15 protein-coding genes and 1 pseudogene are annotated in these 13,906 nt (G+C 39.7%); 10 read left to right on the top strand and 6 right to left on the bottom strand.

Going from position 1 to position 13,906, the window contains the following annotated elements; all coding sequences use genetic code 11:
• Nucleotides 1–67 precede the first annotated feature (67 nt).
• From QSJ46_RS11745 to QSJ46_RS11730, 4 genes and pseudogenes are all read left to right on the top strand, one after another.
• Nucleotides 68–607, top strand: coding sequence for an RDD family protein (locus QSJ46_RS11745; protein WP_047203070.1), 540 nt, complete (start codon nt 68–70; stop codon nt 605–607).
• Between the two features lie 119 nt (nt 608–726).
• A pseudogene (locus tag QSJ46_RS11740) lies at nt 727–1,020 on the top strand (IS3 family transposase); the annotation flags it as partial.
• Between the two features lie 209 nt (nt 1,021–1,229).
• Entirely contained in the window at nt 1,230–2,540 is a 1,311-nt protein-coding gene (locus QSJ46_RS11735; RefSeq protein WP_212039766.1) for an MFS transporter, read from the top strand.
• A gap of 73 nt (nt 2,541–2,613) precedes the next feature.
• The gene (locus QSJ46_RS11730; protein WP_024424709.1) at nt 2,614–3,522 is read left to right on the top strand and encodes a chemotaxis protein; all 909 of its coding nucleotides are present in this window, start codon (nt 2,614–2,616) and stop codon (nt 3,520–3,522) included.
• A gap of 35 nt (nt 3,523–3,557) precedes the next feature.
• On the opposite strand, the gene QSJ46_RS11725 is transcribed toward QSJ46_RS11730, so the two are convergent.
• Nucleotides 3,558–4,019: a YkyB family protein gene (locus QSJ46_RS11725; protein ID WP_008356877.1), complete on the bottom strand. Its 462-nt coding sequence runs from the start codon at nt 4,017–4,019 to the stop codon at nt 3,558–3,560.
• Nucleotides 4,020–4,253: 234 nt separating this feature from the next.
• Between QSJ46_RS11725 and QSJ46_RS11720 the strand changes: the two genes are divergently transcribed.
• On the top strand, nt 4,254–4,430 hold the full coding sequence (locus QSJ46_RS11720; RefSeq protein WP_180272404.1) for a hypothetical protein: 177 nt from the start codon (nt 4,254–4,256) through the stop codon (nt 4,428–4,430).
• Between the two features lie 92 nt (nt 4,431–4,522).
• Here QSJ46_RS11720 and QSJ46_RS11715 read toward each other — a convergent pair whose 3' ends face one another.
• A complete protein-coding gene (locus QSJ46_RS11715) occupies nt 4,523–5,440 on the bottom strand; it encodes an AraC family transcriptional regulator (protein WP_047203673.1) in 918 nt (305 codons plus the stop codon).
• A gap of 113 nt (nt 5,441–5,553) precedes the next feature.
• Here QSJ46_RS11715 and QSJ46_RS11710 point away from each other — a divergent pair, with 113 nt between their 5' ends.
• Nucleotides 5,554–6,462: a DMT family transporter gene (locus QSJ46_RS11710; protein ID WP_285604739.1), complete on the top strand. Its 909-nt coding sequence runs from the start codon at nt 5,554–5,556 to the stop codon at nt 6,460–6,462.
• A 112-nt stretch (nt 6,463–6,574) separates the two neighbouring features.
• Here QSJ46_RS11710 and QSJ46_RS11705 read toward each other — a convergent pair whose 3' ends face one another.
• The 4 genes from QSJ46_RS11705 to QSJ46_RS11690 all read right to left on the bottom strand — a co-directional run bounded on the left by QSJ46_RS11705 (nt 6,575) and on the right by QSJ46_RS11690 (nt 9,865).
• Nucleotides 6,575–6,790, bottom strand: coding sequence for a hypothetical protein (locus QSJ46_RS11705; RefSeq protein WP_047203675.1), 216 nt, complete (start codon nt 6,788–6,790; stop codon nt 6,575–6,577).
• 212 nt (nt 6,791–7,002) lie between these two features.
• Complete coding sequence (locus QSJ46_RS11700; protein WP_039178137.1) at nt 7,003–8,280, bottom strand: MFS transporter; 1,278 nt, start codon at nt 8,278–8,280, stop codon at nt 7,003–7,005.
• A gap of 73 nt (nt 8,281–8,353) precedes the next feature.
• A complete protein-coding gene (locus tag QSJ46_RS11695) occupies nt 8,354–8,851 on the bottom strand; it encodes a L,D-transpeptidase family protein (protein WP_039178139.1) in 498 nt (165 codons plus the stop codon).
• Nucleotides 8,852–9,007: 156 nt separating this feature from the next.
• Nucleotides 9,008–9,865 (bottom strand): metallophosphoesterase, encoded by an 858-nt coding sequence (locus tag QSJ46_RS11690; RefSeq protein ID WP_285604738.1) that lies wholly within the window; start codon nt 9,863–9,865, stop codon nt 9,008–9,010.
• Between the two features lie 138 nt (nt 9,866–10,003).
• Between QSJ46_RS11690 and fadH the strand changes: the two genes are divergently transcribed.
• From fadH to QSJ46_RS11670, 4 genes are all read left to right on the top strand, one after another.
• Entirely contained in the window at nt 10,004–10,768 is a 765-nt protein-coding gene (fadH, locus tag QSJ46_RS11685; RefSeq protein ID WP_064498386.1) for a 2,4-dienoyl-CoA reductase, read from the top strand.
• A 64-nt stretch (nt 10,769–10,832) separates the two neighbouring features.
• Nucleotides 10,833–12,053, top strand: a complete 1,221-nt coding sequence (locus QSJ46_RS11680) for an EAL domain-containing protein (protein ID WP_047203679.1) — start codon at nt 10,833–10,835, stop codon at nt 12,051–12,053.
• A 424-nt stretch (nt 12,054–12,477) separates the two neighbouring features.
• A complete protein-coding gene (locus tag QSJ46_RS11675; RefSeq protein WP_041084994.1) occupies nt 12,478–13,374 on the top strand; it encodes a manganese catalase family protein in 897 nt (298 codons plus the stop codon).
• 184 nt (nt 13,375–13,558) lie between these two features.
• Nucleotides 13,559–13,801 carry a YkuJ family protein gene (locus QSJ46_RS11670; protein ID WP_003212254.1) on the top strand — a complete coding sequence of 81 codons (243 nt, stop codon included), beginning with the start codon at nt 13,559–13,561 and terminating at the stop codon, nt 13,799–13,801.
• The last annotated feature ends 105 nt before the right edge of the window (nt 13,802–13,906 follow it).

Genomic DNA, 13,906 nt, shown 5'->3' with positions numbered 1-13,906 from the left:
CATAGGATATAATAACGAATGATTATAAGAAATTTATAGAAAACATACATAATAAAGGAGAAATAGGATGGAAACCAACATAACAGAACCACACATTCTAGAAAAGAAGCATCCTGAGTTAGCAGGCGTAGGCTATCGTTTTCTTGCACATCTTTTGGACGGTATCATTATTAGTGTACCATTTTCATTCATTGTATTTATTCTGGCAACACTCTTTTTTGTCTCAAGCCCTGAGGCGGCATTTTTAATGTATGATGATAGCTATTACTATTCTTCAACGGTGATTACGGATGAAGAATGGGCTGTCATTATGGGCTTTTTCTTTTTCTATGGCGTAACGATCTTAGTCGGTATCGCGGTGACTTGGCTGTATTATGCGATCATGGAATCATCAAAGCTGCAAGGAACTCTTGGCAAGATGGCTCTTGGAATTAAAGTGACAAAAGTAACGGGTGAAAAAATAACATTCGGGCGCGCGACAGGCCGCTTTTTTGCAAAAGGCTTTTTGTCTCCAATCTTATGTATTGGCTACATCATTGCGTTTTTCACAGAAAAAAAACAAGCACTTCACGATTTGATTGCAAGTACCATTGTTGTGAAGAGATAATGAAAAAAGCACCTCTGCTATACGGGGACTGACCCCATAAAGTGAGATAAATAAAAAACACCTTCAAGTTTGAAAACGGATCGTTGTAATCCGAAATAAAACGTGGAGGTGTTTTTTCTATGGGGACAAGGATCAGTTATCCGGTTGAAGTCAAACAGAAGGATGTAGCCATGAGATCGGCAGGCGTATCTATGAAAGAGGTCATGCAGGGATTGAATATGAAGAATAAGACGCAGGTTCAGACATGGGTGAGGTGGCATAAGGCTGGGGATACACACCGGTTCGAACAGTCTGTTGGAAAACAATATACCTATGGAAAGGGTTCCGAGTACTCTTCCGAATTAGAGAGACTGCAGGCAGAAAATCGCTATCTGAGTCAACAGAATGAAGTTTTAAAAAAGTACAACGAATTGTAACAACATTCGTATTCAAACGAAACTAAACCACCAATCCAATCACCGATCAACTCTCGGCAATTGGCTGTATAAAGGTGTTTTGATCCATGTCTCAAAAACGAGGGTCAGTCCCGTGTTTTTTTTCATAGATCGCTTGTATGGAAGAGGGAAACAGCACATAAAATAGAATGATAGTGAAAAATGAGGCAGGGAAGGGAGACAATCGATTGAGAACAGGAAAAAAGACCGCACAGAAAAAAGGGGCAGGCTTCGGGCTGTTTTTGGCAGCACCTGTGTTAGCCTGGGCGTTGTATGATTTTGCAAATACGATCTTTTCATCAAATATGATCACCATTTTCTTCCCGTTTTACTTGCAGGAAACGATCGGGGACAGTGCGAGAATGGACCAGATCGCCAGTACCTTTATTTCTTATGCAAACGCATTAGCCAGCTTTTTCCTCGTCATTTTTACACCTTTATACGGAGTGCTGATTGATCGTACAGGAAAAAAGAAACGCTACATTACGGTGTTTACGTTCATATGTATTGCTTGTACGGTGTTGATGGGGATTTTTGCTGGGATTGATTTCTCAAGTGAATGGTTTGGGCTGCCTGTTTCTTTATTGGTCGTGGTTATCTTGTTTGTGATCGCAAAGTTTTTCTATCATTCTAGTCTTGTTTTCTATGACACCATTTTGCCCGATCTTGGGACAAAGGATGAAATACCGCTTATTTCTGGATTTGGTATCGCCGTTGGCTATTTAGGAACACTTGTCGGACTCTCTGTTTATTTACTTGTCGGCAATGACCAGTTTCATGAAGCATTTATCCCAACAGCCCTTTTATTCCTTCTCTTTTTTCTACCCTTTCTCTTTTTTGTAAAAGATCCTCATCCGCTGCCTCAGCAAGAGAAAAAGACATCTTTTTTCAGCGGGTATAAAGAGATTATTCACACGTTTAAAGAGATGAAAAGGTACAAGCCAGCTTTTATCTTTATGATCGCTTTCTTTTTTATGAATGATGCCTTACAAACAGCAATTGCGATGATGGCTGTTTATGCCAAAATCATTATTGGCTTTACAGCTGGGCAATTTATTTTGCTCTATCTTGTGTCGACCATTTCAAGTATCATTGGCTCTTTTCTGTTTGGATACATCACAAAAGCGATAGGGGCAAAGCGATCGATTACAGTCGTGTATGTCATTTTAATTGCTGCATTGATTCTGGCTGTGACAGCAACAACCGAATGGGTTTTCTGGATAGCGGGCAGTTTATTCGGTATTTCACTTGGCGCAAGCTGGGGAGCATCACGAATCTTGATTATTGAGCTGACACCGAAGGAAAAGCGAGGACAGTTTTTTGGCCTCTTTGCATTCTCAGGGAAGGTGTCTTCCATTATCGGGCCCATCATTTATGGCTCAGTTACCCTGCTGTTTGCAGAGCACGGAAACCTCGCAAGCCGCCTTGCACTAGGGTCTTTACTCATCCTTGCAGCGATAGGACTTGTGATTCATCAATTCGTTCGAGAGAAAGCGTAAAGAAACGTCAACTTTTTACCTATGCTGCCGATATAAAAAGTACAATCTTATATTGAAGAATAGAGGGATTTCCGTGGCTTTAAACAAACAAGAAATTTTACTTGACTCTGGTACCAATGAATTGGAAATTGTGAAGTTTGAAATTGGTGCAAATCAATTCGGCATTAACGTCATGAAAGTAAGAGAAATCATTCAGCCGGTTGAGGTGACGGTTGTACCGCACTCTCACCAAGATGTAGAAGGGATGATTAGTTTACGAGGCGAGATTTTACCAGTCATCAATCTATTTTCCTTTTTTAATGTCGAGTCAGATCAGTCGGAACAAGAGAAATATATTGTGACTGAATTCAACCAACGGAAATTTGTGTTCCATACAGGAACAGTATCACAAATTCACCGCGTCAGCTGGGAAGAGATTGAAAAGCCGACTGCACTGAATCAAGGGATGGACCGTCATTTAACGGGCATCATTAAGCTTGATGAAAAAATGATTTTCCTTCCAGATTACGAAAAAATCATTTATGATATTGAATCCGCTTCAGGTGTTGATACGTATCATATGTTTGACGGTGAGAAAGACGAGAGAAGAACAGGGAAGAAGCTGTATGTCGTTGAAGATTCTCCGCTTCTCATGCGTTTATTAACAAATGAACTAACCGAAGCAGGCTATAAAAACATTGTGACCTTTGAAGATGGCAAACAGGCATATGATCATGTCATGGATCTTGTCAGCAAAGGAATCAGTGTGACAGAAGAAATTGATATGATTATTACGGATATTGAAATGCCTAAAATGGATGGCCATCGGCTAACAAAACTGCTGAAGGACAATCCTTTAACAAATTCCATTCCGATTCTTATTTTCTCTTCGTTAATCACTGAAGATTTGCGTCATAAAGGGGAAACGATCGGTGCAGATGATCAAATCAGTAAACCAGAAATTCATCAGCTGATTGAAAAAGTCGATCATTTTATTATTTAAACAAAAAACCACTCGGCATGAGTGGTTTTTTCTGTTTAAAAATAACTTTCCCCGAGTCGTTTGAAGACGGGCTTTGTGTAATGTGATTTTTGTTTTGTGGCGGCAGGTTTTTCTTTTAAACCGACATACGTTTGAAGTATTTGCTTTGCTCGGTTTAATGACATATTCGCTTTCGGGTTGCGATATGATTGATTTAAATTTCCTAAGTGTGGCAAAAATTCGAAGTCTTCTTTCGTTGGTGGCAGGTGAAAATAATAATCTCCAATTTCAATCAGCACGTCGGACTGTTGTTGACTATACTTGGGATTGTTAGAGAAATGTAGGCCCACTTTTCTTCCTTTACCTTCTTGCAATAGTTTTTGCAGCGCGCGTTTTTTCAAAAGATAAAGAAACTTGGGGTTTGGTGCGGTTTTAGCATGGCGGTTAACAGTATAAATGGCTTTTGCGATGTTTTCTGCTGTAGGTTCTATGTCTTTAGTATGAGCATAATCGTCCATTTTTTCTCTCCTTTGTCTTTCGTCTTCCTGTGCTTAGTATAAATTATACGTTTTTATTAGTAAATTGCAAATAGAGATATTGTAAAAAGAAAACCTTTGGTATAAAGGGATTATGGAGGGTTAAAAATTTTGTGTGTTCGAATCCCCCCAATCTCCCCCAAAAAACTTCAACTGATTCTATATCTGTTGATTATATAGTATGTATATAAGTTATTAATGAAAGGAGGTAATATCATGACATTCAAAAAAGCGTTCAATATAGGTTATCTTGTGTTGCTTTTATCTTTTGTTGTCGTATATTTCTTGCTTCCAGCCGATCAATTATTTACAGCAATTATGATCCTCACCGTACTATTCGGAGTATATCAATTTGTGATTTTTAAGAAACTAAAAGAACAAAAACAGCAATAAAAAACGCCCTAGTCTGCATTAGTCGAGGGCGATTGAAATGTAGCCATTCTCATCGTTTGTATTTACAAAAGCCATTTAAGACGCCTTCTGCATTATTTTTCTTCTATCCGTTTTATCTGGAGAGAATCCAGCTGTTTTAATTTTCTATATGCTAAAGGTGTCGTATTTTTTATTCTTTTAAACAAATTGATAAAATAACTTGTGCTGTTGAAGCCTACTTGGTAAGCGATTTCTGTGATATTGAAATCCGTTTCTTGGAGCAGGATGAGGCTTTGCTGAATTCTATATTCATTTACATAATGCATGGGTGATTTCTTTAAAATGTCTTTGAAGGATCTGCAGCATTCTGAGCGGCTTAACTGTCCTGCACGAGCAATATCTTCGAGAAGGATCTTTTCATAATAATGCTGGTGAATCCAATTCAGCATATGTTTCATCCGTTCATTTTTATCGTGTTTACGCGCATCATGTTTCATTTGGAAGCCATTTTGTAATAAGCTTTTCCAAATGGTGATAAGCTGAATATTGAGTTCAAGTTCATAATATACCGGAGTTTTATCAATTAATTGTTGAATGGTTTGAATGCATTGATAGATCTGCTTTGGCCAGTGATCTTTTCGGTTGAATAAAATATAAGGTGTCTGGCTCGCATGCATATAAGGGTGGACAAATGTTGTGAATAATTCATTTGCTGTGATGAAATAGGGAGAAACATTTAAACAAACATAAGTACATGCCGTCCCATTCGCATCTTTTGCCATGTGCAGGCAGCCACTATTGATGAAAATGCCATCTCCTTGCTTTAAACATAATGTCTCTTCATTGATATGAAATTCAGCTTCCCCCTCTAAAATAAAGACAAATTGAAACTCGTCATGCCAGTGAAGAGGGATATAGCCGCTTCTATGATGACGAATTTTTGTATGATAAATAGCAATAGGCCATGTTGTCGTAGAATGCTCCGTTAATTCTTTCAGGTTGTAGTCAATCAGAAAATGATGATTGTGCATAATTCTCCTCAATATTCTTTTATTTTTATGTTCAATTGATATATCAATATGTAAGAAAGTGAACTACTATCAACTATATTATCATGATTTGTTGAGAATTGAGGAGAATGAAAATGAATAGGAGAAAGGGAATTATACTTGTACTCATAGGCGCTATCTGCTGGGGAGTAGGAGGAACAATTTCACAAAAATTGTTTCAGCAATATGGGATTGATGTCAATTGGCTTGTGACGGTTCGGCTGCTCATTTCAGGGGGATTGCTTTTATTTGTTCATGTGATGACAAAAGAAAAAACACATCTTTTCGGTGTGTGGCAAAAGAAGAGGACAGCGATGCAAGTCCTTCTATTTGGGCTAATGGGTATGCTGGCTGTTCAATATACTTATATGGCATCTATTCAACATGGAAATGCTGCTGTGGCAACGCTGCTACAGTATACAGCCCCTGTCATGATTATCGTGTATTTGGTCATTCGCAGGCAATCGATCTTCACTAGAAGAGATTTGGTTACAGTAGTATTGGCTTTAGCGGGTATGTTTTTCTTATTGACGAATGGTTCTATTTCAACATTAACCGTTCCATTTGTGGCAGTGATTTGGGGAATACTATCGGCTGTGGCGCTCTCGTTTTATACGTTATATCCGATCAGCCTGTTAAAACAATTCGACTCTCTAGTGGTTGTAGGCTGGGCGATGCTTATAGGAGGAGGCGCCCTTAGCTTGATCCATCCTCCATGGAAGGTCAATCTCACTCATTTACCTTTTGAAGCGTATGTCTATTTATTGTTTGTGGTCATATTTGGAACGATGATCGCTTTTTGGTTTTACATAGAAAGTTTGCAATACTTATCACCAAAAGAGTCGAGCTTAATTGGAAGTGTTGAGCCCCTTGCAGCAGTCGTCACGACTGTTTTCTGGTTAAAAGAGCCATTCGGACTTTTCCAATGGATAGGGACAGCTTGTATTGTCTATATGATTTTATTCTTGGCATTGTATCAGCCGAAAAATGAGTGGGATGGGTGATGAACAATAGAAGGAATGATAAGAAGAATTGACTGAATGAAATATAAACAAAGTGAACTATTAGTTCGTGATAACTACCTATTTATCAAAATGGGTAGTTTCTCAAGATGAATTATTTTGTATGAATAGAATAAGCGCAATAAAAACAACCATTAAAGTCGGTTTCATTCGTCATTTGTTTGGCTTCATCAATGGCGCCTTTACCATCCATGTGCAGGCCAATCAACGTACGGCTTGCAGCATCACCTAAAAATGCACAATCTTCTGTATGTACAACAAACTGCCCCTGTTCATTTTTAGTATGAATAAAATAGTAACTTTTTAGCATTTCTTTCACCTCCAACCTGACTATCCTACTATAAAACGTTTAAAGATGTAAAGGGATTTTATTGTGAAAAACAAGAAAAAATGGATCAATAATGCAAGGTATATGTGATAAAAGAAAAGCAGTTTCTATCAACAGAGGAAATGACATAAAGGACGTTTCAGCCATGAAAAAAGGACTTTCCTGAAAAGAAAGTCCTTTTTGCTGCTATTTACTTATTGAACTCCCTGCCCCTTTAGTTCACGCTGCACGTCTAAGTCGTCAGCTTCTCTGCTGAACTTTGGCAGTGTAATGAAGTAAAAAAGGAAGACAAGTAAAATAATAAAGCCCATTCCGTAATAAATATAAGAAACATTTGTGATGAGTTTTGGAAATAATACAGCAATCAGACCTAATGTCATCGATTGAGCAAACATAGTGAGCGGATCAACCCATCCTGACACACGGCCCATCAGTCGAGGATGGACGATTCTAGGCAGCCAGCCTCCAATGACAATGTTGACTGGGCCAATGCATGTACCAATGACAAATGACGTGACGTAAAACAACCATAAGGTATGGGTAGAACCAAGGACAAAAATCAAAATACCTGCGACCAAAATTGGAATCGACATGAGATATTGCATCTTTACCTTTTTAGCGAGGACAGAACCCATTAAGCTTCCAACGAGCAAGCCTGCACCGATCGCAATGGTAAAGAAGGATGTATGCAGTTCAAAATGGTCTGGTGAAAGTCCATATTTCATTGTAAACATCGGAAGAACGGCAAATGCGCCATTGACTAGACCGAAAACAAAAAAGCCAAAAATTAAAGAAGCCAATAATTTATTTTTTAAAATATACAGTATGCCTTCTTTAAAATCTTTCAGAGACGTTTTGATGGTCATGCCTCTCCAGCCAGCTTGTCCATTTGGCTGACGCGCTTCAATTGGAATGTTACATGAACGAATCAGGATGCCTGAAATAATAAAGCTGACCAAATCAATTGTAATGGCACCGTGAAGTCCAATCGTCTTATACATAATGGCACCGAGCCCAACGCCAAATACCATAAATAAACTAAACAGCATTTGATTTAAGCCAGCGGCTTTTGCATATTGATCTTTATTTAAAATCGCCTGAACGAGAGAAGCTTCAGCTGGATAGAAGAACTTCGTAATGGCACTTCGAATAAACAAGATCAAGAAAATAAGTGGCAGTGAATTAAAATAAATAACGATGAATAATACAATCGTCAGCCCAGCTCGTATCCAATCACAGTTCTCTGCGACTTTTTTACGATCAAAACGGTCTGCGACCACACCGACCATAAAAAAGACAAAGACGGTAGGAAGAGAATACATAAGTTCAGCCAATGTGGCGTATGCTGGCTGATGACTAAAATGGTCGAGCAAATAAAAGGCAAACGCCATATTGCCTACTGTTGTCCCCATTTGCGAAGCAAGTGCCGCAAAAAAGAGACGAACAAAATTTCTGTTTTTAAAAATATCCATAAATACGCTCCTTAACCTGAAGATCCCACTTTATATCATATAAAATTTTAACCATTCGTACAATTGATTTCATCTACTGGCTAATGGTCACAGGTGTTCCGTTTGGAACGAGTGAAGCAAGCTCGATGACATTCTGATTATACATGCGAATGCATCCTCTAGAAACAGCTTTACCAATTGAAGACGGGTTATTCGTACCGTGAATGCCGTAATGAATTTTTGAGAGGCTCAGCCAATAAGCGCCAAAGGGACCTCCTGGGTTTGGCTGTCTGTTGACAATATAATAAGAACCTGTCGGTGTCATATTTAAAATTTTCCCTGTTGCAATCGGATACGAACGAATAAGCTGTGATCCAGAAAACAAAACGAGACGTTTCGTTGAAATCGAAACAAAGATGCGGTATGGGATCGTATTAGGATCTGGCAAACCAGGTATGATGATGACCTCATTTTGTTCGGGCTCGCGAGCTTGAAGTGACGGATTTGCAGCCTTTAAGGCATCTGTTGTTGTTCGAAAATCAAGCGCTATAGAAGCAAGAGTTTCTCCTCTTTTCACTGTATATCGCAGCACCAAAGTACACTCCTTTTACTCAAATAAAAGAAGCCATGATGCCGTCACTTGACATACTATATGGACGGAATCAGGCCCAGTAAGGTTTCTCCTAACATTTGTCATGAGAAAGAACTTTGATTATACATATGCAGGAGAGGGCGGTTTGGCTTCTATTTATACACGAGATGTAAAGGTAAAAAAGGTTAACTCTGGCTTGGCTAAAAACCGAAGCGGGAGACGTGTTGTCCCAAGTCCACGGTTGACATAGATGCGTTGCTGATCGCTTTCGTATAAACCTTCTACATATTTACGGCCGTAAGGTGCTGTGAGAATCGGTCCATAGAAAGGCAGCTGCACTTGACCGCCATGCGTATGCCCGGAAAGCTGCAAGTTAATAGGTGTTGTTTTCAGCTCTAATGCTGCATCAGGCTCATGGACGAGCAGCAACGTAAATAAATCAGATGATACTTCCCGTTTGATCAGATCGTAATCAGGCACGCTCATCATAAGATCATCCAGTGCAGCAATCTGAATATGTGCATGATCTTTTTCTAATAGAAACACATCATTTTTACATAATGTAAATCCACAAGCCTCCATTGTTTTCTCATAAAGCTCCACGCCAAATGGTCCGTAGTCATGATTTCCGTAGATGGCGAGTTTACCGAACGGAGCATGAAGCTTATTCAAATAAGCCTTCGCTTTTTCATGCTCTTGGGTGGATGCTTGAAAATCAACGAGATCACCTGTGAACACAATAAGGTCTGGAGATGCAGCATTGATTTTCTGAACGATGGCTTCTAGGTCCTTCGCAGGAAATGTATCACTCAAATGAACGTCACTAAATTGAGCTATTTTAAACTGGTCAAATGAAGCTGGAAGCTGAGCATCTTGAATCGTCAGTGACATGGTATCGATCATGCGCGGCTCAATATACCTGGCATATCCATATCCACAACTTGTAGCCAAAAAACCGAGAATACTCGCACCAGCTGCTCCTTTTAAAAATTGTCTGCGGGAAAGCTGCTTCATATAAGACTCCTTTATAAATAAAATTAAGTATAGCATCATATTTGGATAATCTCCCATATGGTGCACCGAGGGTCAATCATGATATGATAGACAATAATGAATGAATAGTCATTCAAATCATGCAGAGGGGGAGAACAAATGACGAAGCAAACAGTGATTGTCACAGGGGGATCAAGCGGTATGGGGAAGGCAATGGCTGCCCATTTGGCAGCTGAAGGCTGGAATGTCGTGATTACTGGTAGAACGGAAGAGACGCTGGAAAAGACGGCAAAAGAAATGAAGCAGAAGGGCGGAGCAGTCGCTTACTTCCAAATGGATGTGAGAAACCCAGAGGATGCTGACCAAATGGTCAAGTTTGCGGTGGATACATTTGGTGATGTCGATGCCCTCATTAACAACGCAGCAGGAAATTTTTTAGTGCCAGCAGAAAAGCTGTCTCCTAACGGCTGGAAAGCTGTGATTGATATTGTGTTAAATGGTACATTCTTTTGCAGCCATGCAGTGGGCAATTACTGGATTCGGCAAAAGAAAAGGGGAAGTATCCTTAACATGGTGGCCACCTATGCATGGGGTGCTGGTGTAGGCGTGGCGCATTCGGCGGCAGCAAAGGCCGGCGTGTTGTCCCTGACTCGAACGCTTGCTGTTGAATGGGGGAAGCAATATCGAATTCGCGTCAATGCCATCGCACCAGGCCCAATCGAGAGAACAGGCGGTGCAGATAAACTATGGGAATCTGAAGAAGCAGCGCAAAGAACATTAGATAGCGTTCCTCTTGGCAGACTGGGCACACCTGAGGAAATTGCAGCGCTTGCGAGCTTTTTATTATCGGAACATGCGTCTTATATAAATGGAGATTGTATTACGATGGATGGGGGACAATGGCTCAACCAATCACCATTTTGATTGACGATGTAAGACCTGCTTTTGATGTGGTATAATCACACAAAGAGAGAAGCAGGTGATGAAAATGGTCGATCCATTGGATATTTTAACGAATATTGAAGATGTTTTCCCGCACTATCAAGCAATATTCAGTGCGGAAGAGCAAAAAGTGATAGGCTATGAGATTCTAGGAAGAATGAAGCTTGAGTCAGAAACGGTCAGCCTAGGCTCCTTCTTTACGGATTCATCTATTCCTGACGAATATAAATTGGAAGTAGATCACAAAGTACTGACTCAAGCACTTGATCTTTTCACAACAGCAGATGACGATTTGCTCATTTTTATTAATCATGATGCCAATATCCTCATGCTAGATCACGGGGAAAGCTTTTTAGAACTCTTAAAGGAATATGAAGCAAGGGGCATTCAGCTTAACCGGTTTGTTATTGAGTTTGCAGAGCATACGTTTAGCGGCGACATTGAACAGCTATACCATACGTTAACGTATTATCGTACATATGGGATTAAAATCGCCGTTTCAAATATAGGAAAAGAAAGCAGTAATCTGGACCGGATTGCCTTGCTTTCACCTGATTTATTAAAAATAGATTTACAGGCATTAAAGGCATCGGCTCCATCTCCTTCCTATGAATATGTCTTGTACAGCATTTCATTGCTTGCAAGAAAAATAGGAGCTGCTTTAATTTATGAAGACATTGAAGCAAATTTCCAGCTTCAGTATGCTTGGAGAAATGGCGGGAGATATTTTCAAGGGTTCTATCTTCATGAGCCTTCAGGAGAATTAATCGATCGAAGCCACCGAAAAGATCAGCTTAGAGAAGAATTCCAGCAATTTATTGCCCATGAGAAAAAGAAGCTGCAAGCTGTCTACGAACATTCTGAAACATTTTATAAACGAATTCATCAAGCTGTTACGACTTTAAAGAAATCGTGCAGCACAAATGATGAGCTCATTCAAAAACTGGCACTTGAACTAACAGATTGCAGTTTTCGGATTTATATGTGTAATGAAGAAGGCTTTCAAATCACTGGAAATGTGTTCAAAAAAGAAGAAGAATGGTTGTTTCAGCCGGAGTATATAGAAAAAAACTGGAGCTGGCGTCCTTATTTCCTAGCAAATATTCTTCAAATGAGAATTAGCGGAAAAGGATTTTTCAGCGATATTTATAGTGATTTAGAAACAGGTGAGAGGATACGTACGTTTTCTTATCCTTTAGAGGGAGATATGTATTTGTTTATAGACCTTCCGTATGCCTATTTATATGAGCAAGATGGATTAATTTGAAGACGCGGCGTGAAGACTAATCCTCGCATTCTTTGTCAGTCCTGCGTGGCAGTGCTCACGAATGTACAATTCGCTCCGGTACACGCCCTTCCTAGACTTCAAAGGTTTTCTATCACACTGAAATATAAACAAAAGGAATTTTAGCCTTTTGTCATCAATCTGAGCAGCCTCGTAGGCTGCTTTTTTTGATAGAAAAAAGAAAAGTAAAAAATGGTTGACAATGAAACTGATAATCATTATCATTTAGTTATAGAGAGAAGCTACTCTCTGTTCCCCAACCCCTCTATCAGATCAAGATCCAAAAAACTTGGCGCTACCCCCGCCAAGTTTTTTTTGTGCTTCAATCTTTCCCTTCATGCATAGGACAGCCCAAACCCTCCATACATCTTAAGTGATGATAGTTAGACAGTAGGAGGGAAACATCATGATCAAACGTGACACGCGGCTGCTCATTGATTTGCCAAGACCAGATCACCCAGATGCAAATGGTGCCGCTGCTGTGCAAGAATTACTCGGCGGAAAATTCGGTGAAATGTCCACATTAAATAATTATATGTTTCAATCCTTTAACTTTAGAGGAAAACGAAAACTCAAACCGTTTTATGACCTCGTATCCAGTATTACGGCTGAAGAATTCGGTCATGTTGAGCTTGTGACCACAGCCATCAATCTCATGATTACAGGAACCACACATGGCGGGGACCCAGATACGACGCCGATGAAGGCAGCTGTCGATAAACGAAATACACAGCATTTCATTCAAACAGCCCAAACAGGCTATCCGTTTGATTCAATGGCAAAACCTTGGACAGGAGAGAATGTGTTCTCAAGCGGCAACCTGATTCTTGATCTTCTCCATAATTTCTTTCTTGAATGCGGGGCTCGTACGCACAAAATGCGCGTATATGAAATGACGGACCACCCTACAGCAAGAGAGATGATCGGTTATTTACTTGTCAGGGGCGGCGTGCATGTTGTGGCATATGCAAAGGCACTTGAAGTTGCTACAGGAGTAGATGTAGGGAAGATGCTCCCAATCCCAAATCTCGATAACAAATACTTTGATTCAGCGAGGAAATTTGAAGATCAGAATGTTCATACAAAGCTGTATACATTTAGTGATACGGACTACAAGGATATCAATAAAATTTGGAAAGGGAGCCACCCGATTGATGGAAAGCCGCTGACAGTCATTGAGGGCACCCCGCAAGGTGCACCTGTGCCAGATTATAGAGAACTACCGGAAGAGTTTGCTCCAGGCATTTCAAAAGAGGATTTTGATGAAATTGCGAAACGGCTGATGAGATCTGCTGGTTTATAAAAATCATGGTGCATGAGATTAGAAAAAAGACTCAAACTAAAAAAACAGATTCTTTTTCTTTTTTTGAATTCAAGAGGAAAAATATCATCTGAGAACACTTTATGGTATGATGCTTTGTAGGACTTGTGTATAATCAATACGGGTTCATCTTGAGTTGTTTTTTTGAAAGGAGTCTTTTTTTAGAATGTCACAATTAATGGGTATCATTACAAGGCTGCAAAGTCTTCAAGAGACAGCAGAAGCTGCAAACGAGCCGGCACAGCGTTATTTCGAAGTGAACGGTGAGAAAATCTGTAGTGTTAAGTATTTCGAAAAGAATCAAACGTTTGAATTGACTGTTTTTCAACAAGGGGATAAGCCAAACACTTTCCCATTTGACAACATTGATATGATTTCGATTGAGATTTTTGAGCTTCTACAATCCTAAGCTGAATCGTATGAAATGTTTTTTCTGAGGATTCCTTCGTTTATTGCGGCAGCATACATGGATCATCATAGATGATATGTACAAATGGAAGATGAACAATCAGCG

This window comes from Bacillus sp. YKCMOAS1, assembly GCF_030268125.1.
Lineage (GTDB): Bacteria > Bacillota > Bacilli > Bacillales > Bacillaceae > Bacillus > Bacillus safensis.
Note: the sequence above shows the minus strand (reverse complement) of the source record. Positions and strands in the feature narration are given on the sequence as shown.